Raw genomic sequence first — 16768 nt, forward strand, 5'->3', positions numbered from 1 at the left:
GTGCATATCACCTTGAGCCAGGGCCGCAAGGTTGGCATGTTCGGCTGCCGGTTGGCGGCCTGGCTTGCGGCCCTGGCTCAAGGTGATCGTTGCGTGTCAGGCGACGGGATGACCACCCAGCTTCGGTTTTGTTCAAAGATCAAGGGCACCGCTGCTGGCGCGGGAAGGGCTGCAGCAGGCGCACTGACTGGCGGTCGGAGTCGGGGCGGGCCGCCAGCAGGTCGCGGACCGGGCCGTGGCCGGGTAGTACCGCGGCCGGGTCGATTTCCAGCCACGGGATCAGCACGCTCGCGCGCTCGGGCGTCCCTGGGTGCGGCAGCAGCAGCTCCGGGTCGTCCGAGCGCACCCCGTCCACCGTGACCACGTCGACGTCCAGCGTGCGCGGCCCCCACCGCAGTTCCCGCACCCGGCCTGCCCGGCGTTCCAGCTCCTGGCCCGCCCGCAGCCACGACCACTCGTCCCGCTCTGGATCGTCCACAATGCACACCGCATTGAGAAAGTCCGGCTGGTCCTCGACGCCCCACGGTTTCGTTTCGTACACACTGGACACCGCGACCACCGCCGGCCCGAAGAAATCGATCACCGACTTCAGGTACGCCAGCCGGTCGCCCAGGTTCGAACCCAGCGACAGGACCGCCTTCACGCGCGCTCCCGGTGCACGGTCACCGCCACGTCCGCGAAGTTCAAGGGAATCGGCGCGGACGGCTTGTGCACCGTCACCTCGACCGCCGACAAGCGCGAGTCCTTCAGCACCTCGTCCGCGATCCGGCCCGCCACGCTCTCGATCAGGTCGTACGGCTCACCGCCGACGATGTCCGCCGCCAGCTGCGCCAGCTCGCCGTAGTGCAGGGTTTGCGTCAGATCGTCCGAAGCGGCGGCGGGCGCGAGGTCCAGCCACGCCACGATGTCGACGACGAACTCCTGCCCGTCCCGCTTCTCGTGCTCGAACACCCCGTGCCGCCCGAACACGCGCAGCCCGGTGAGCGTGATCCGGTCAGGCACGCCCGCGCCTCCACGCCGCGGCGACCGCGACCGCGTCCAGCGACGAACCCACGTTGTGCACCCGCACGCCCCACGCCCCCTTCACCGCGGCGATCGCCGACACCGCCGCCGTCGCGTCCTCCCGGCCGTCCGGCGGGCGCGGGGCACCACCGGAGTCGGCCAGCAGGCTGCCCAGGAACCGCTTGCGCGAAGCGCCCACCAGCACCGGGAAACCCATGTCCAGGAAGACTTCCAGCCGGTTCAGCAACGCCCAGTCGTGCTCGGCGCGCTTGGCGAACCCCAGCCCGGGGTCGACGACGATCTTCTCCGGCGCGACCCCGGCGGCCAGCGCCGCGTCGACCCGCGCCTGCAGCTCGCGCCGCACGTCCTCGACCACGTCGTCGTACTCGGCCAGCGCGTTCATGTCCTTGCTGTGCCCGCGCCAGTGCATCAGCACCCACGGCGCCTGGCTGCTCGCGGCCACCTTCGCCATGTCCGGGTCGGCCAGGCCGCCCGACACGTCGTTGATGATCTCCGCGCCCGCGTCCAGCGCCGACTCCGCGACGGCCGCGCGGGTGGTGTCCACCGAGAGCCGCAGGCCGTCGGCCGCCAGCGCACGCACCACGGGCAACACGCGAGCGGTCTCGGTCTCCGCGTCCACCCGGGACGAACCGGGCCGGGTGGATTCGCCGCCGACGTCGATGATGTCCGCGCCGCGCGCCCACATCTCGTGCGCGTGCGCCAGCGCGGCATCCAGGTCGAGGTACCGGCCGCCGTCGGAGAACGAATCCGGCGTGACGTTCAGGACGCCCATCACCAGACAGCGGTCCGGCGCCCCGGTGGTCATCGACGGCCCTTGATCAGCTCCAGCGCCTCCGCCCGGGAGGTCGCCGACGTCTGCAGCATGCCGCGCACGGCCGACGTCGTGGTGCGCGCGCCCGGCTTGCGGATGCCGCGCATCGACATGCACAGGTGCTCGGCCTCGACCACGACGATCACCCCGCGCGGCTCCAGCTTCCGCACCAGCGCGTCGGCGATCTGCGACGTCAGCCGCTCCTGCACCTGCGGGCGCTTCGCGTAGAGGTCGACCAGCCGGGCCAGCTTCGACAGGCCGGTGACCTTGCCGTGGCTGTTCGGGATGTAACCCACGTGCGCGACGCCGTGGAAGGGCACCAGGTGGTGCTCGCACGTGCTGTACATCGGGATGTCGGTGACCAGGACGAGCTCTTCGTGCGACTCGTCGAACGTGCGCTCCAGCACCGACGCCGGATCGCTGTACAGCCCGGCGAACATCTCCCGGTAGGCACGGGCGACCCGGGCCGGAGTGTCCCGAAGGCCCTCCCGGTCCGGGTTCTCGCCCACGGCCTCCAGCAGCTCACGCACCGCTTTCTCGGCGCGCGCCTGATCGAAGACCGGCCCCTCCTCGGGCGTCAGCTCACTGTCGATCTTGACCGTCCTGCTCGTCGGGGTTCCGCCGGTGCTGGCCCTGCCCCTCCTCGGAGCCACCGAACCAGTCACCCTGCCGCGGCTGCTCGCCCTGGTTCGGGCGCCACGGAGTCTGACCACCCGGCTGGGTCGCCGGGGTCCAGCCCGGAGGCGCGCCGTAGTTCGGCGGGCCGGACTGGTTGCCGCCGTTGTAGGGCTGCGGCCACTGACCGGTGCCGTTCGGGCCGTACGGGCGGCCACCGCCGTTGGGCGGCGGGTAGTTCCCGCCCGACGGGGGCGCGTACGGGTTCGACGGCGGTTCCGGCTGGCTGTAGGGCGGGCCACCGGGCAGGTCGCTGCCGCCCGGCGCGGTTCCGACCGGGGTCGGCACCTGGCGCGGCGCCGGCTTCTTCTCCGGCGGCGGCCACGGCTCGCCGCGCTCCATCGCCAGCTCGCCGGGCGTCTTGATCGGCGGCTTGTCCGACGGGGTGCGCTCACCGAACTCGTTGAAGACGGTGATGTGCGGCCGCTTTTCGACGGTGGCGAAGATCCGCTCCAGGTCCTTGCGGCTGAGCGTCTCCTTCTCCAGCAGCTCCAGGACCAGGTCGTCGAGCACGTCGCGGTAGGTGTTGAGCACCTCCCACGCCTCGGTGTGCGCGGTCTCGATGAGCTTGCGGACCTCTTCGTCGATCTCGTGCGCGACCTCGAGCGAGTAGTCCGCCTGACGGCCCGCGGACCGGCCCAGGAACGGGTCGCCCTGGTCCTGGCCGTACTTCACGGCGCCGAGGCGGGCGCTCATGCCGTACTCCATGACCATCGCCTTGGCGATCTTGGTCGCCTGCTCGATGTCGGAGGACGCGCCGGTGGTCGGCTCGTGGAAGACCAGCTCCTCCGCCGTGCGGCCACCCATCGCGAACACCAGCCGGGCGATCATCTCGGAGCGGGTCATCAGCTGCTTGTCGTCCTCGGGGACGACCAGCGCGTGCCCACCGGTCCGGCCGCGCGGCAGGATGGTCAGCTTGTAGACCGGCTCCAGGTCCGGCATCGCCCACGCGGCGAGCGCGTGCCCGCCCTCGTGGTAGGCGGTGATCTTCTTCTCCTGCTCCGAGATGATCCGGCTCTTGCGCGCCGGCCCGCCGATGACCCGGTCGACCGACTCCTCCAGCGCCGCGTCGGTGATCACGTGCCCGTTCTGGCGGGCGGTGAGCAGCGCGGCCTCGTTGATGACGTTGGCCAGGTCGGCGCCCGACATGCCCACGGTGCGCTTGGCCAGCGCGTTCAGGTCGACGCCCTGCGCGAGCGGCTTGCCCTTCGAGTGCACCTCGAGGATGGCGCGGCGGCCTGCCAGGTCCGGCGCGGACACCGGGATCTGCCGGTCGAAGCGGCCGGGGCGCAGCAGCGCCGGGTCCAGGATGTCCGGGCGGTTGGTCGCGGCGATCAGGATGATGCCGCCACGCGAGTCGAAGCCGTCCATCTCGACGAGCAGCTGGTTCAGCGTCTGCTCGCGCTCGTCGTGACCGCCGCCGAGGCCGGCGCCGCGCTGGCGGCCGACCGCGTCGATCTCGTCGACGAAGATGATGCACGGGGCGTTCTGCTTGGCCTGCTCGAACAGGTCGCGGACGCGGGAGGCGCCGACACCGACGAACATCTCGACGAAGTCCGAACCGGAGATCGTGTAGAACGGCACGCCGGCCTCACCGGCGACGGCGCGCGCGAGCAGCGTCTTACCGGTGCCGGGCGGGCCGTAGAGCAGCACGCCCTTGGGGATCTTCGCGCCCAGCGCCTGGTAGCGGGCCGGGTTCTGCAGGAAGTCCTTGATCTCGTAGAGCTCTTCGACCGCCTCGTCGGCGCCCGCCACGTCGGCGAACGTCGTCTTCGGCATGTCCTTGTTCAGCTGCTTGGCCTTGGACTTGCCGAAGTTGAGGACGCGGTTGCCGCCGCCCTGGGCGTTGTTCATCATCCACATCAGCAGCAGGAGCAGCAGGCCGAGCGGGATGATGTAGTACAGGATCTGCGTGAAGAAGCCCTGCTGCGTGACCGTCGTGTTGAACTTGACGTTCTGCAGCTTGATCAGCTGGTCGTAGATCGTGCCTGCCGACTGCGACGGGTACGAGGTGATGATCTGGTCGACCTGCTGGCCGTCGACGTCGATCTTGTTCGTGAGCGACAGCTTGAGCTGCTGCTCCTTGTCCTCCAGGTTCGCTTCCTTCACGTTGTTGCCGGTGATCTGGGCGATCGCCTGTGAAGTGGGTACCTGGGTGTATCCACGGTCGCTGTCGAAGAGGGTGTTGACCGCGAGGAAGATCAACACAACCGCGACGATCCACAGCAGCGGGTTCCTGAGCAGGCGCTTCCGGTCCATATGCCTCGGCCGTTCGGCCTCGACCCTCCCTGGCTAGGCGGTAGATGTCACATCCGCCGTCACGGTGTAGACAACAACTTGCGGTGTGCGAGGAACACCCCGTCCATCCAGGGTACAGTCCGGCCGACATGGGCACCTGCACGAGTCTCAAGCAGGTCAACGGCCGGTGCCGTGGTCTGGTTCCCCGGAGCGGTCCGGGTCAGTTGCCCGGCTCGGTTGTGACGCCCGCCACCATCTCGCCCAGCCTGGTGCGCAGCGTTTTCGCGTCCGCGGAGGACACGGTCACCCACTCCCGCCCGTCGGCGCCGGGCCGGGACAGGCTCAGGTACCGGCCGGTGGCCGTGTCGAACCAGCCCAGCACCGGTGACCTGCGACGACCGCTCACCTCGGACCTGCTGTTCGCGGCCAGCTGACCGCCGCGCAGCCGGGGCTGGCCGGCCAGCCGGGCGTAGGCCTCGCGCGGGTCGGAGGAGCCCTCGGACAGCGACCGGCGCCGCGGCTTCGGGTCGCCGCCGACCGGGACGGCCGTCCTGGCCGGCTGGATCCGCAGCGCCTCGTCGACCGGAAGTGTGATGGAAGCCTCCGTGCCACGCGTGCCCGGCGGCAGCAGGTCGACGACCGTCGAGGCCAGGCCCTCGGGGAAGGCCGGCCGGATCCAGATGCCGTCGGCGTCCTGGATCGCCACCACGCCGAGCGTGCCGTCGGTGGCGGCGAGTATCGACACCGGCGGGACCTGGAAGTCCGGGATGTGCACGGCGTCGATGCTGGTGGTGCCCTGCGAGAGCACCCGGAACCAGTCCTCGACGCGCGGGTCGAGGCGGCCGTAGTGGTCGCGCAGGCCGCGGGCCTTCAGCTCCTCGTGGGCCCGCTGCCGCAGCCGCGCGCGCTCGTCCATGGTCGCGCCGTGCGAGCGCACCTGCAGCGGGTACGGCAGTTCGCCGATGCCGGCCGCCTCCCAGAGGAAGTCGAACGTCATCGGGGTGAAGAATTCGGGGCGGTTCACCGGGCGCTCTCCGGGGTCGGGGTCTCGCCGGCCGCGTGGGCCATCGGGGGCGCGGCATCGGCGGAGGCGGCTACGAGCCGGCTCTGGCTACAACCGGCCTTCATGAGGTGGTTCACCAGGCACCACCCGGCGCCAGGGTCTCGCCGGCGGCGCTGACCAGCATCTCGCCGAGCCGGTGCCGCAGGTTCGCCGCGTCGGCGGGGGGCGGTGGCGACCCAGAGTCGCGACCTTGCCGCACCCGCGAGGGCGGCGGTGGGCCGTTGCCTCAGGTTCGCCGCAGCCGCCGGGGTGGCGGTGGGCCGCTGCCTCAGGTTCGCCGCAGCCGCCGGGGTGGCGGTGCGCCGCCCGCGGGCCTGCACAACACCGGTCACCAGGCACCACCCGGCGCCAGGGTCTCGCCGGCGGCGCTGACCAGCATCTCGCCCAGCCGGTGCCGCAGGTTCGCCGCGTCAGCGGGGGCGATGGTGATCCAGTCGCGCCCGTCGTGACCGCGGCTGGCCTGCGTGAAGTAGCGGCCGTCATCGGTGTCGAACCAGCTCAGCACCGGCGGCCTCGTCTTCGCACCGCTGCGGCTGCGGGCGTTGGCGCCGATCTGCCCGCCGCGCAGCCGCGGCTGGGCCTGCAGCCGGGCCAGCGCCTTGCGGTCGTCGTCCACGCTGGTCCGCCCGCCGGCCGCGGTGCGGCGCTGCAGGAAGTCGGCCCCGGTGGCCGTCATCAGCTGCTCGAGCGGCACGGTGATCGACTTCTCGCTGCCCCGCCGGGCGGCGGGCAGCAGGGACACGATGGCGCTCGCGAGGCCGTCCGCCGGCATCGGCTGGAAGTGGAAGCCCCGCTCGTCGTGCACCGCGAGCACACCGCGCCCGGACAGCGCCGCCGCCACGGCGAGCAGCGGACGCGCGTCCGGCGCGGTGATGTGCACGCTGTCCAGGCTGGTCTCCGACCCGGCCAGCACCTCGAAGAACTCCTCGACGTGCGGCGCGGGGCGGCCCCGGCCGTCGGCCGCGCCACGCGCGGCGAGCCGGTCCAGGGTCTGCCGCCGCAGCTCGGCACGCTCGTCCATCGTCGCGCCGTGCGAGCGCACCTCCAGCGGGTACGGCAGTTCGCCTGCTCCGAAGGACTCCCACAGGAAGTCCAGTTCCAGCGGAGTGAGCAGCTCCGCTCGCGCCATCAAGTCCCTCTTTCCCGGTTCGCGCGGTTGCGCCGGATCAGCGGTCGTCCTCGTCGTTCCAGGCCCCGATGACCGGCGGCGCGGTCGCCACGTTGGCGCCGAACGCCTCGTCGGGGTCGGCCTCGACGAGGAAGGAGGCACGGGTGTGCTCCTCGTCCTCCGAGCCCTGCGCGCCGGCACCCATGCCGCCGCCCATGCCGGACGCCGGCGGCGGGGTGCCTGCCCCGCCGATGGTCCCACCGGTGTTCATGAGGCTCTGCTGGGCCTGCTGCTGCGCGGCGCCGTGGGCCTGCTGCGACTGGTCCGAGCTGGCCGCCGTCTCGTCGGCCGCCGGGCGCTCCTTGGCGCCGGACTTGCTGCCGCGGCCGAGAGCGGCCTTGCCACCCACCGCGGCGAGACCCGCCGTGCCGAGACCCGCCACCGCGCCCAGCGCCGCCGCACCGCCACCGCCGGACGACGTCGGCGCCGCGGTCACCTGACCCGCGCCGGAGGCCGCGCCTGCCGCCGGAGCGGGAGCCGCCGGGACACCGTGCGGACCGGGGGCGCCACCGGGCTGGCCACCGGCGGCGAAGCCCGCCGCGCCGCCGCCGGGGATCCCGGTGGTGACGCCGCCGACCGGGCCGAGCCCGACCGACCCGAGGCCGCCGGGCACCGCGCCGGAGCCGGCCCCGACGGACTGCGCCGAGGTGCCGCCGAAGCGGCCGTCCGCGGGCAGGCCGAGCGACTCCGGGCCGAAGCTCGGGGTCGCGCTGTCCACCTCGGACATCGCCTGGGTGTAGGCGTTGAAGTACTGGACCTGCTGGGCGTGCACGGCGCGGGCCTCGTCGGCCTGCACCTTCATGTCGGCGACCATCGCGGCCGGGCCGCCGGCGAGCATCGCCGCGGTCTGCTTGGCCGGGTCGAACTCCTTCGGCGCGGGCATCTTCTTGACCTCGGCCGCCGCCGCGGCCTGCTGCGCCATCCGGTTCGACATGGTGTGCGCCGCGTCGCCGGCCTGCTTGCTGGAGTTCGCGATGCCGACCAGTGCGCCCTGCGCGGAACCGGAGCCCTGCCCGATCCACGCGTTGCCCAGCTCGGCGATCGCGTTGTACAGGTCGTCGGCCGCCTGGTGCAGGCTGTCGCCGTGGGACTGCCACTGCCGCCCGGTGGCCTCGGCCGTGGCCGGGTCGTTGTTCTGGGTGGCGCCGAGGTAGAGCTGGTTGCTCTCCTGCGAGGCCCAGTTCGGCGGGCTCGCGATGGCGCGGTCGCCGCCGTAGGTGAACCCGCCCGCACTGTTGCGCGCCTGCTGCACCAGCGCGGCGGACTCGCCGTTGTCGCCCAGCTGGACGGCCTCGCCTCTGGGCTCGTTGCTCGGAGAAGTCATCGTGATCGGTCCCCCCGCCTTCAGACCTGGCGACCGGACGCCAGCGCGTCTTCGGCGGCCTGCTCGATCTTGTCGTAGTGGCTCATCGCCGCGACGATGGCGTCCTCGGCCTGCTGGTACTGGTTGTAGAGGTTGCGCAGCGCGGTCGCGTACGACTCACCGCCCCCGTCGGCGCGCTGCACGAACTTCGCGGCGATGGCGTTGCCGACCGGGTTGTTGCCGAGCTTGGGCGGCTCAGCAAGGGCTCCGGCGTTGCGCAGCAGGTTCTCCACCTGGTCCTTGCCGAGGCGGATCTTCTTCAGAACAGCCTGCGCTGCGTCCGGGTCGACCCCCAGCTGCCCGTTCACGGCGGCGTTCCGGAACGCCGCGGCGTCCGCGTAGCTCCCCATCAGTTCTCCCTACCCCACGTCCGTACCGCATCGCGGCGCGTCACCCTCGTTCGCGTAGGTTAACGCACCGCACCGACACTTATGACGCGTTCCGGCACGTTCGGGTTCACGAATTTCCGGTGCTCACGCACCGTGTTCAGGCGCCGTACACCTTCGGATCAAGGGTGCCGATGTAGGGCAGGTCCCGGTAGCGCTCCGCGTAGTCGAGGCCGTACCCGACCACGAACTCGTTGGGGATGTCGAAGCCGACGTACCGCACCGGCACGTCCACCTTGACCGCCTCCGGCTTGCGCAGCAGCGTGACGACCTCCAGCGACGCCGGGTTGCGGCTCGCCAGGTTCTTCAGCAGCCAGGACAGGGTCAGTCCGGAGTCGACGATGTCCTCGACGATCAGCACGTGCCGCCCGGTGATGTCCCGGTCGAGGTCCTTGAGGATCCGCACCACGCCGGAGGACGACGTGGACGAACCGTACGAGGAGACGGCCATGAACTCCAGCTGCGCCGGCATCGGCAGCACGCGGGCGAAGTCGGTCATGAACATGACGGCGCCCTTGAGCACGCCCACCAGCAGCAGGTCGCCGGCAGAGGTCTCGCGCTCGTAGTCCGCGGCGATCTGCTTGGCGAGCTCGGTGATCTTGTCGTTGATCTGCTGCTCGGTGATGAGGACGGAGGCGATCTCGCCTTCGTACACGGGTCAGTCCCCTCTTGTTTCCGGTGGATTCATGGCAAGCCTGCCATGCGTCCGGGTCACCACCAAGCCGCCGGGTAGCCAAACACCGCCCTGGCCACGCCACCGCGCGACCAGCGCGTCGACGGACCGCAGGTGGGCGTCGGTGAGGTCGCGCGCGCCGTGCGCGGTGAGCCAGTTCCGCAGGATCCTCCTGCGGAGGGATGCGGGCAGCGGCGCGAGCTCCCCGATGTCCGGTTTCCCGTGCCGCGCCAGGAAGTCCGCTGCGAGCGCGTCGAGCGCCTCGGAATCCTCCCTGAGCTGGGCGGCCGTGCGGGCGAGCGCCGCCGCGACCCCGCCGTTGAGGACGTCTTCCAGCAGCGGCAGCACTTCCGCGCGCAGGCGCACCCTGGTGTAGCGCGGATCGCTGTTGTGCGGGTCCTCCCACGGGGTCAGGCCGAGCGCGCGGCAGGCGTCCCTGGTGGTCGCGCGGGGCACGTCGAGGAGTGGCCTACCCCACGGGAGATCCACAGCACGCATGCCGGCGATCGAGCGCGGACCGGAGCCGCGGCCGAGTCCGAGCAGGACGGTCTCGGCCTGGTCGTCGCGGGTGTGGCCGAGGAGGACGATGCCGCGGTGATGCGCGCGGAGCGCGGCATAACGGGCGTTCCGGGCGGCCGCCTCAGGGCCACCCGGGCCGGTCACCTCGACCGTCAGGACTTCGGCGGAGTCCACGCCGAGCTTGCGCGCCGTCCCGGCCGCCTCTTCGGCCACGCGCGCGGAGCCCGCCTGCAGCCCGTGGTCCACGACCAGCGCCCGCACCGGCAGCCCGAGCCGCCGCCCGGTGAACACGGCGGCCTCGGTGAGCGCCAGCGAGTCGGCCCCACCGGACAACGCCACGTCGATCGCCGGCACGCCGGGGCACTCCGCCAGCAGGTTCCGCACCGCGCGGCGCACCGCGGCGACCGCGGGGTGCGGCCCGGTCACGGGTGGACGCGCCGCACCCAAGCCTCGGGATCGCCGATCTCGGCCCGGGTCGGCAGCGTGTTGGGCGAGGTCCAGACGGCGTTGAACCCGGCCATCCCGACCCGGTCGACGACGTGCCGGGTGAAGGCCGCGCCCTGCGCGTACTGGCGGATCTTGGCGTCCACCCCGAGCAGCGCCCGCAGCAGCCGGTCCAGCAGGCCGCCGCCCTTGCGCCGCTCGGTGAACCGCGCGCGGATCGTCTCGACGCTGGGGACCACGCTCGGCCCCACCGCGTCCATCACGTAGTCCGCGTGCCCTTCCAGGAGCGTGGACAGCGCCAGCAGCCGGTCGAACACCTCGCGCTGCTCGGGCGAGCGCAGCAGCTGCCCGATCGCGACCAGCCCGTCCGCCTTGGCGCGCCGGGCCTCGCGCAGCGCGTCCGGCAGCCTGCCGAGCAGGTCGGTCATCCCGTCGTCGTCGCCGGTGAGGCCGCCGACCAGGCGTTCGACCTCGTCGGCGAAGTAGTCGCGTAGCCAGCCGACGGCGGTGAACTGCAGCCGGTGCGTGCTCTCGTGCAGGCACACCCACAGCCGGAAGTCGCGGCCGGGCACGTGCAGCGCCTGCTGCGCGGTGACCACGTTCGGCGCCACCAGCAGCAGCCGCCCGCCGCCGTCCGGGCCGCCGAACGGGTCGTACTGGCCCAGCACGCGGGAGGCCAGGAAGGCCAGCACCACGCCGGTCTGCACGCCGGCGCCACCGGCCAGGACCGGCCCCAGCGGCCCCGCCGGGTTCGGCGGCAACGCCTTCGCCGTGAGCGCGTCGAGCCCGGCGGCGGCCGAGCGCACCCAGCCGGGCCGGTCCACCACGTCACCGGGGAGCAGCGGCAGCCCGGCGCCCAGCCCGGTCAGCTCGCGGACGTGTGCCTCGGCGTCGAGCGACAGCTCCCGCAGCTCGGTCACGGCCAGGCCGGCCTCCTCGCGGGAGACCACCGGCCCGCCACGGGCGAGGAAGGCGCCCGTGGAAGCGGCCAGTGACCAGTCCACGACCGGCCGGGACGCAACCTCGCTCATCGTGTTCACCTTCCCGAAGCTATCGGCAACCACAGCCCCTCAGCGAGGCCGCGACGACGTCCAGTGCCGCCCGCGCGGGGTCCTGGTCGGCGCCGTCGGACATCAACGCGAACACCAGGACCCGGCCGTCCTCGTCCAGCACTACCCCTGCCAACGTGTGGACGCCGGACAGAGTGCCCGTCTTGGCGCGGACCCACCCCTTGCCGGACCGCGAGTTCGGCGCGTCGTAGCGGTCGGCGAGGGTGCCGCTGCCGCCGGCCACCGGCAGCCCGGCCAGCATCGGGCGCAGTTTCGCGGTGCGCGGGTCCTTGCCGTCCGGTCCCGCGGCGACGGCCAGCACCTGCGCGAGCAGCTTCGCCGGGACGCTGTTCTGCGGGGACAGCCCGCTGTTGTCGCTCAGCTTGACCTGGGAGACGTCGAACCCGTTCTGGGACAGCACGGACAGGGTCGCCTGCGCGGCGCCGGAGAACGACGCGTCGGCGCCGGTCGCGATGGCCGTCATCCGGCCGATCGCGTCCGCGAGGGTGTTGTCCGAGGCCTCCAGCGCGTGCGCGATCAGCTCGCTCAGCGGGGCGGACTTCACCTCGCCGAGCACCTTCGCGTCCTGCGGCGCCGTCGCCTGGCCGGACGCGGTCGCGCCGAGGCGCTGCGCGAACGTCTGCAACACGGTGTTCGCCGGCTGGGCGACGCGCATCGAGTGGTCGTTCGTCGGGTCGGTGAGGCCGCCGTCGAGCATCACCGGCGTCATCGCGGCGGTGTAGATCGGGGCGTCGTCGGGCGCCCAGCCCGGCGCGGTTTGCGCACCGGACCAGATCGAGGTGTCGATCTGGACCTTCTTGATCGCGCCGCCACTGGCCTGCTTCACCTGCGCGACGAGGTCGTCGAGGTGGGCGGCGCCGGCGTACACCGACTGCTGCCCGGCGGGCAGCGAGGACAGCGTGATGTCCCCGCCCGCGACGATCACGGCGGTGTCCGGCGACGAGCCCTGCACGACCTTGGTGCTCAGCTGCGTGCCCGGGTCCATCGCGAGCAGCGCGGCGGAGGTGGTCAGCAGCTTGGTGGTGGACGCCGGGGTGCGGAACTGGCCGGAGTTGCGGTCCCACAGCAGCTCGCCGGTCGCCGGGTCGATCACGGCGCCGGTGAGCGTGCCCAGCGCGGCGTTCGCGGCCGGGCCTGCCAGCGCCGAGGACACCCCGGACGACGTCGGTTCCGGTGCCGACGCGCTGGGCGCCTTGAGCGAGAGGGCCACCGGCACCGGCTGCGGGCTGTCGCCCTTCGGCAGGTTCGGCGCCCACGGCAGGCCGAGGCGGTTGGAGACGTACGGCGTGGCGAGCGCGGCGCCCACCGCGACGACCAGCACCAGCGCCACGATGCTGCCGATCAGCACGCCCTTGCGGCGGCGCTTCGGTTTCGCCTCGGGTTCGGCGGGCGGCTTCTCCTCGCCGGTGGTCGCCTCCGCGGGGTGGATTTCGCCGCTGGGCTCGATCCGCATCGGCTGCACCGGCGGAACGGCCGCGGGCGGCACCGGCTGCGACGGCTCGTGGTTCGGCGCGGGCTGCGGCCGCGGCTGCGACGGCTCGGCGGCGGACTGCTGCTGGGCCGACTGCTGCGGCGGCTGGGCGGACTGCGGCCGCGGCTGCGCCGATTCGGCGGACTGCTGCGGCGGCTGCTGCTGGGCGGGCTGCTGTGGCCGGTGCTCCGGCGGCGCGGGCTGCGGCCGCGGCTGCACCGACTCGGCCGACTGCTGCGCAGACTGCGGCGGCTGCGGCCGCGGGACCCGATGCGGCTCGGTCTCCTGCTCCGGCACCTGCCGCAGGTCGATGACCTGCGTGCTTTCCGCGTCCGGCTTGGCCGCCGGGATGAACTGGGTCTTCTCCGCGTCCCGCTCGGCAGGCACGAACAACGTCGGCGATTCGGGCAGGGAAACCTTGCCGGGCACCGGCAGCTGGGCCGTGGCGCCGCCGTCAGCGGAACTCTCCCCGCTGCCGGCGTCGGTGTCTTCCGACGGCCACTCGGGCTGTTCGTTGCTCGGCACGCACCCCTCCTCCAGACCGGCGACACACCGCGGGCAAACTCACTGTTGTCAAGACGACATCAGTGCGACTTCCCAACGGCGCGTGGTCCACACTAGTGAGAACAAGTTAGCGAAACCGTAAGCCGCCGGTACCGGCGGGAAAAGACGAGGTCAGCGAGGACGCCGTGGAGTTCGACGCCACGATCGAAATCCCCAAGGGGGAGCGCAACAAGTACGAGGTGGACCACAAGACCGGTCGCATCCGCCTGGACCGGACCCTGTTCACGGCCACCCAGTACCCGGCCGACTACGGCTTCATCGACGACACCCTTGGGCAGGACGGCGACCCGCTCGACGTGCTGGTGCTCGTCCAGGAGCCGACGTTCCCGGGCTGCCTGATCCGCTGCCGCGCGATCGGCATGTTCCGGATGACGGACGAGAAGGGGCCGGACGACAAGGTCCTCGCGGTGCCGTCCGACGACCCGCGGCTGGAGCACCTGCGCGACATCCACCACCTGAACGAGTTCCACAAGCTGGAGATCGAGCACTTCTTCCAGGTGTACAAGGACCTGGAGCCGGCCAAGAGCGTCGAGGGCTCGCAGTGGGTGGGCCGGTCCGAGGCGGAGGCCGAGATCAAGCGCTCCTACCAGCGTGAGATCGACCGGCTCGCGAAGGAGGCCGCCGAGGGCGGCGAGCACCACTGAGTGCGCCCAACGAAGAACGCCCCTTCCCCGCGCGGGGAAGGGGCGTTTCTCGTTTCGATCAGGCCCGGTAGCCGGGGATCGGGTAGGCGGCGAGCAGGTCGCGCACCTCGCCGGCGATCTTGTTGATCGCGTCCTCGTCGTTCGCGGCCGCCGCGGCGATCGAGCGGTCGATCCACTCGGCGATCTGCGGCTGGTGCTCCGGCGTGAGACCGCGGGTGGTGATGGCCGCGGTGCCCAGCCGGATGCCGGACGGGTCGAACGGCTTGCGCGGGTCGAACGGCACCGTGTTGTAGTTCAGCTCGATGCCGGCGCGGTCCAGCGCCTGCGCGGCCGGCTTGCCGCCGATCTGCTTGCTCGTCAGGTCGACCAGCAGCAGGTGGTTGTCGGTGCCGCCGGAGACCAGGTCGAAACCGCGCTCGATCAGGGCCTCGGCCAGCGCCTTGGCGTTCGCGACGATCGCGTGGGCGTAGTCGCGGAACTCCGGCTTGGCGGCCTCGCCCAGCGCGACGGCAATGGCGGCCGTCGTGTGGTTGTGCGGGCCGCCCTGCAGGCCGGGGAACACGGCCTTGTCGATGGCCTTCGCGTGGTCGGCGTCGGTCATGATCATCGCGCCGCGCGGGCCGCGCAGGGTCTTGTGCGTGGTGGTGGTGATCACCTGCGCGTGGCCGACCGGCGACGGGTGCGCGCCACCGGCGACCAGGCCGGCGATGTGCGCGATGTCGGCCACCAGCACGGCGCCGACCTCCTTCGCGATCTCCGCGAAGGCCGGGAAGTCGATGGTGCGCGGGATCGCGGTGCCGCCGGCGAAGATCAGCTTCGGGCGGTGCTCCAGCGCCAGCTCACGCACCTGGTCGAGGTCGACGCGGCCGGTCTCCTTGCGCACGCCGTAGCGGACCGGGTTGAACCACTTGCCGGTGGCCGAGACCGACCAGCCGTGGGTGAGGTGGCCGCCGTCGGGCAGCGCCATGCCCATCACGGTGTCGCCGGGGCTGGCGAAGGCGAGGTAGGCGGCCAGGTTCGCGGGCGAGCCCGAGTACGGCTGCACGTTCGCGTGGTCGACGCCGAACAGCGCCTTGGCGCGCTCGATCGCGATCTGCTCGACCTGGTCGATGAACTGCTGGCCCTCGTAGTACCGCTTGCCGGCGTAGCCCTCGGAGTACTTGTTGGTGAGGACGGAGCCGGTGGCCTCCAGCACCGCCTGGGAGACGTAGTTCTCGGAGGCGATGAGGCGGATCTTCTCCGCCTGGCGGCGCGCCTCGTCCTCGACGAGTCCGGCGATCTGCGGGTCGGCAGCGGTGAGCTCGGGGATGGCTGGCTGGTGCGTCATCTTCCTACTCCTGACACTGGCCACACCCAGGCGCGCGGTGCCGGCCTCGTCGGTCGCTTCCCGGTGGTGCTCCACCTCTACGGCGCCAGTCGCTGAAACGGACGCGTCCCAGCTTAGTCGACCGGTGCCACGCCTTCCGCGTGCCGCTTGGCCAGTTGCTGGTAGATGGCCGCGTTGTGGTCGACCCAGCCTCTCGCGGAGTCGGTCAGCGGCACGAACTTCTTGGCCGGGCTGCCCATCGCGATGACCTCCGGCGGCACCTGGGTGCCAGGCGTGACCGTGGAGCCGGCGGCGATCAGCGCGCGCTCGCCGATCACCGACTGGTCCAGCACGGTCGAGCCGTTGCCGATCAGGGCCTGCTCGCCGACCGTGCAGTCGTGCACGAGGCACATGTGGCCGACGGTGACGTTGCGGCCGATCTCGCACACGCCGGTGTTCACGTGGACCACCGAGTTGTCCTGGATGTTGGCGCCCTCGCGCACGATGATCTTGCCGAAGTCGGCCCGCAGCACCGCGCCGTACCAGATGGAGACGTCCTTTTCGATGACGACGTCGCCGATCAGGGTCGCGGTGGGCGCGATCCAGGCGTCCGGGTGCACGGTGGGGCTCACGCCCTCGAAGGAGAACAGAGGCATACCCCGAACCTTAGGGCAGACAGAGCGACTCGATCTCCTCACGGAGGGTGGCGAACGGGCGCCGCCGGACGCGCTGCTGCACGACCGCGCCGAGCAGGTAGGACATCAGGGCACGGGCGCGGGCCCGCGGGTCGATGACGCCGACGTCCGCCAGCAGCTCGGTGAGCAGTTCGGTGACCGACCGGAGCATCGCCTCGATCGCCTCCGGGTGGTCGGCCCTGCTGACGGCGATCCAGTACTCGAACCACAGGAACGCGGAGTTGGGGCGCTCGGTGAAGGCGTCGAGGTAGGCCTCCAGTACCGCCCACAGCTTGTCCCTCGGGTCGTCGTGGCGGGCGGCCACCGCGCGGAGGTCGTCGAGGAACGTGGTGACGTGCGCGGCCATCGCGCGGTCGACGAGCACGTCGGTGTCGCTGAAGTAGTAGTGGATCGCGCTCTTGGTGAGCGGGCTCGCGTCGGCGATGGCGCGGGCGGTGCACCCGGCGAGCCCGTCCCTGGCCAGCACCTGCCGGGCGGCTTCGACGATCTGCTCCTGCTTGGCGAGCTGGTTCGGCGAGAGCCGCTCGCGCTGCCCCGGCGGGGTGACGGTCACTGCGGTGTCCTCCTGGAACGACGAGGACGCCCAGCCTAACCTTCGGGACCGGTGTCCTGAACGGCCCCCGGTGCTCGTCCCGGGGGCCGTCCGGACCGGGCG

The 16768-nt window shown here is 72.0% G+C and carries 17 protein-coding genes; 1 reads left to right on the forward strand and 16 read right to left on the reverse strand.

Translation table 11 applies throughout. The features are described 5' to 3' along the window. Nucleotides 1-139: 139 nt before the first annotated feature. The 13 genes from folK to dacB all read right to left on the reverse strand — a co-directional run bounded on the left by folK (nucleotide 140) and on the right by dacB (nucleotide 13429). Nucleotides 140-643, reverse strand: a complete 504-nt coding sequence (gene folK / locus ABZ193_RS13705) for a 2-amino-4-hydroxy-6-hydroxymethyldihydropteridine diphosphokinase (RefSeq protein ID WP_020422642.1) — start codon at nucleotides 641-643, stop codon at nucleotides 140-142. Next, nucleotides 640-1002 (reverse strand): dihydroneopterin aldolase, encoded by a 363-nt coding sequence (gene folB / locus ABZ193_RS13710; protein WP_020422643.1) that lies wholly within the window; start codon nucleotides 1000-1002, stop codon nucleotides 640-642. Before folB ends, folK begins: the two co-directional genes overlap by 4 nt. Further along, nucleotides 995-1828, reverse strand: a complete 834-nt coding sequence (gene folP, locus ABZ193_RS13715; protein ID WP_020422644.1) for a dihydropteroate synthase — start codon at nucleotides 1826-1828, stop codon at nucleotides 995-997. The genes folB and folP overlap by 8 nt, the downstream gene beginning before the upstream one ends. After that, a complete protein-coding gene (folE, locus tag ABZ193_RS13720; protein WP_027936564.1) occupies nucleotides 1825-2427 on the reverse strand; it encodes a GTP cyclohydrolase I FolE in 603 nt (200 codons plus the stop codon). The genes folP and folE overlap by 4 nt, the downstream gene beginning before the upstream one ends. Next, nucleotides 2417-4768: an ATP-dependent zinc metalloprotease FtsH gene (ftsH, locus tag ABZ193_RS13725; protein ID WP_020422646.1), complete on the reverse strand. Its 2352-nt coding sequence runs from the start codon at nucleotides 4766-4768 to the stop codon at nucleotides 2417-2419. The genes folE and ftsH overlap by 11 nt, the downstream gene beginning before the upstream one ends. Nucleotides 4769-4967: 199 nt before the next feature. Then, complete coding sequence (locus tag ABZ193_RS13730) at nucleotides 4968-5771, reverse strand: ESX secretion-associated protein EspG (RefSeq protein ID WP_020422647.1); 804 nt, start codon at nucleotides 5769-5771, stop codon at nucleotides 4968-4970. 367 nt (nucleotides 5772-6138) lie between these two features. Next, nucleotides 6139-6939 carry an ESX secretion-associated protein EspG gene (locus ABZ193_RS13735; RefSeq protein ID WP_020422648.1) on the reverse strand — a complete coding sequence of 267 codons (801 nt, stop codon included), beginning with the start codon at nucleotides 6937-6939 and terminating at the stop codon, nucleotides 6139-6141. A gap of 37 nt (nucleotides 6940-6976) precedes the next feature. Next, a complete protein-coding gene (locus ABZ193_RS13740) occupies nucleotides 6977-8302 on the reverse strand; it encodes a hypothetical protein (protein WP_020422649.1) in 1326 nt (441 codons plus the stop codon). 20 nt (nucleotides 8303-8322) lie between these two features. After that, nucleotides 8323-8691 (reverse strand): hypothetical protein, encoded by a 369-nt coding sequence (locus tag ABZ193_RS13745; RefSeq protein ID WP_020422650.1) that lies wholly within the window; start codon nucleotides 8689-8691, stop codon nucleotides 8323-8325. Nucleotides 8692-8827: 136 nt separating this feature from the next. After that, nucleotides 8828-9382: a hypoxanthine phosphoribosyltransferase gene (gene hpt, locus ABZ193_RS13750; protein WP_020422651.1), complete on the reverse strand. Its 555-nt coding sequence runs from the start codon at nucleotides 9380-9382 to the stop codon at nucleotides 8828-8830. A gap of 3 nt (nucleotides 9383-9385) precedes the next feature. Then, nucleotides 9386-10345 (reverse strand): tRNA lysidine(34) synthetase TilS, encoded by a 960-nt coding sequence (gene tilS / locus ABZ193_RS13755; protein WP_020422652.1) that lies wholly within the window; start codon nucleotides 10343-10345, stop codon nucleotides 9386-9388. After that, the gene (locus ABZ193_RS13760) at nucleotides 10342-11394 is read right to left on the reverse strand and encodes a zinc-dependent metalloprotease (RefSeq protein ID WP_020422653.1); all 1053 of its coding nucleotides are present in this window, start codon (nucleotides 11392-11394) and stop codon (nucleotides 10342-10344) included. Before ABZ193_RS13760 ends, tilS begins: the two co-directional genes overlap by 4 nt. A gap of 19 nt (nucleotides 11395-11413) precedes the next feature. Next, the gene (gene dacB, locus ABZ193_RS13765; protein WP_020422654.1) at nucleotides 11414-13429 is read right to left on the reverse strand and encodes a D-alanyl-D-alanine carboxypeptidase/D-alanyl-D-alanine-endopeptidase; all 2016 of its coding nucleotides are present in this window, start codon (nucleotides 13427-13429) and stop codon (nucleotides 11414-11416) included. Nucleotides 13430-13593: 164 nt separating this feature from the next. Here dacB and ABZ193_RS13770 point away from each other — a divergent pair, with 164 nt between their 5' ends. After that, nucleotides 13594-14112 carry an inorganic diphosphatase gene (locus ABZ193_RS13770; RefSeq protein WP_020422655.1) on the forward strand — a complete coding sequence of 173 codons (519 nt, stop codon included), beginning with the start codon at nucleotides 13594-13596 and terminating at the stop codon, nucleotides 14110-14112. A 58-nt stretch (nucleotides 14113-14170) separates the two neighbouring features. Here ABZ193_RS13770 and glyA read toward each other — a convergent pair whose 3' ends face one another. The 3 genes from glyA to ABZ193_RS13785 form a co-directional block, all read right to left on the reverse strand. After that, nucleotides 14171-15439: a serine hydroxymethyltransferase gene (glyA, locus tag ABZ193_RS13775; RefSeq protein WP_020422656.1), complete on the reverse strand. Its 1269-nt coding sequence runs from the start codon at nucleotides 15437-15439 to the stop codon at nucleotides 14171-14173. A gap of 113 nt (nucleotides 15440-15552) precedes the next feature. Then, complete coding sequence (locus tag ABZ193_RS13780; protein WP_020422657.1) at nucleotides 15553-16074, reverse strand: gamma carbonic anhydrase family protein; 522 nt, start codon at nucleotides 16072-16074, stop codon at nucleotides 15553-15555. Nucleotides 16075-16084: 10 nt separating this feature from the next. After that, nucleotides 16085-16666: a TetR family transcriptional regulator gene (locus tag ABZ193_RS13785; RefSeq protein ID WP_020422658.1), complete on the reverse strand. Its 582-nt coding sequence runs from the start codon at nucleotides 16664-16666 to the stop codon at nucleotides 16085-16087. Between the last annotated feature and the right edge of the window lie 102 nt (nucleotides 16667-16768).

The organism is Amycolatopsis sp. NPDC006125, assembly GCF_040614195.1.
GTDB lineage: Bacteria > Actinomycetota > Actinomycetes > Mycobacteriales > Pseudonocardiaceae > Amycolatopsis_E > Amycolatopsis_E tucumanensis.

Coding starts and splice junctions, on each gene's coding strand:
- folP (WP_020422644.1), bottom strand. CDS start 1,828: ATGACCACCGGGGCGCCGGACCGCTGTCTGGTGATGGGCGTCCTGAAC.
- ftsH (WP_020422646.1), bottom strand. CDS start 4,768: ATGGACCGGAAGCGCCTGCTCAGGAACCCGCTGCTGTGGATCGTCGCG.
- ABZ193_RS13735 (WP_020422648.1), bottom strand. CDS start 6,939: ATGGCGCGAGCGGAGCTGCTCACTCCGCTGGAACTGGACTTCCTGTGG.
- ABZ193_RS13740 (WP_020422649.1), bottom strand. CDS start 8,302: ATGACTTCTCCGAGCAACGAGCCCAGAGGCGAGGCCGTCCAGCTGGGC.
- ABZ193_RS13745 (WP_020422650.1), bottom strand. CDS start 8,691: ATGGGGAGCTACGCGGACGCCGCGGCGTTCCGGAACGCCGCCGTGAAC.
- ABZ193_RS13760 (WP_020422653.1), bottom strand. CDS start 11,394: ATGAGCGAGGTTGCGTCCCGGCCGGTCGTGGACTGGTCACTGGCCGCT.
- glyA (WP_020422656.1), bottom strand. CDS start 15,439: ATGACGCACCAGCCAGCCATCCCCGAGCTCACCGCTGCCGACCCGCAG.
- ABZ193_RS13780 (WP_020422657.1), bottom strand. CDS start 16,074: ATGCCTCTGTTCTCCTTCGAGGGCGTGAGCCCCACCGTGCACCCGGAC.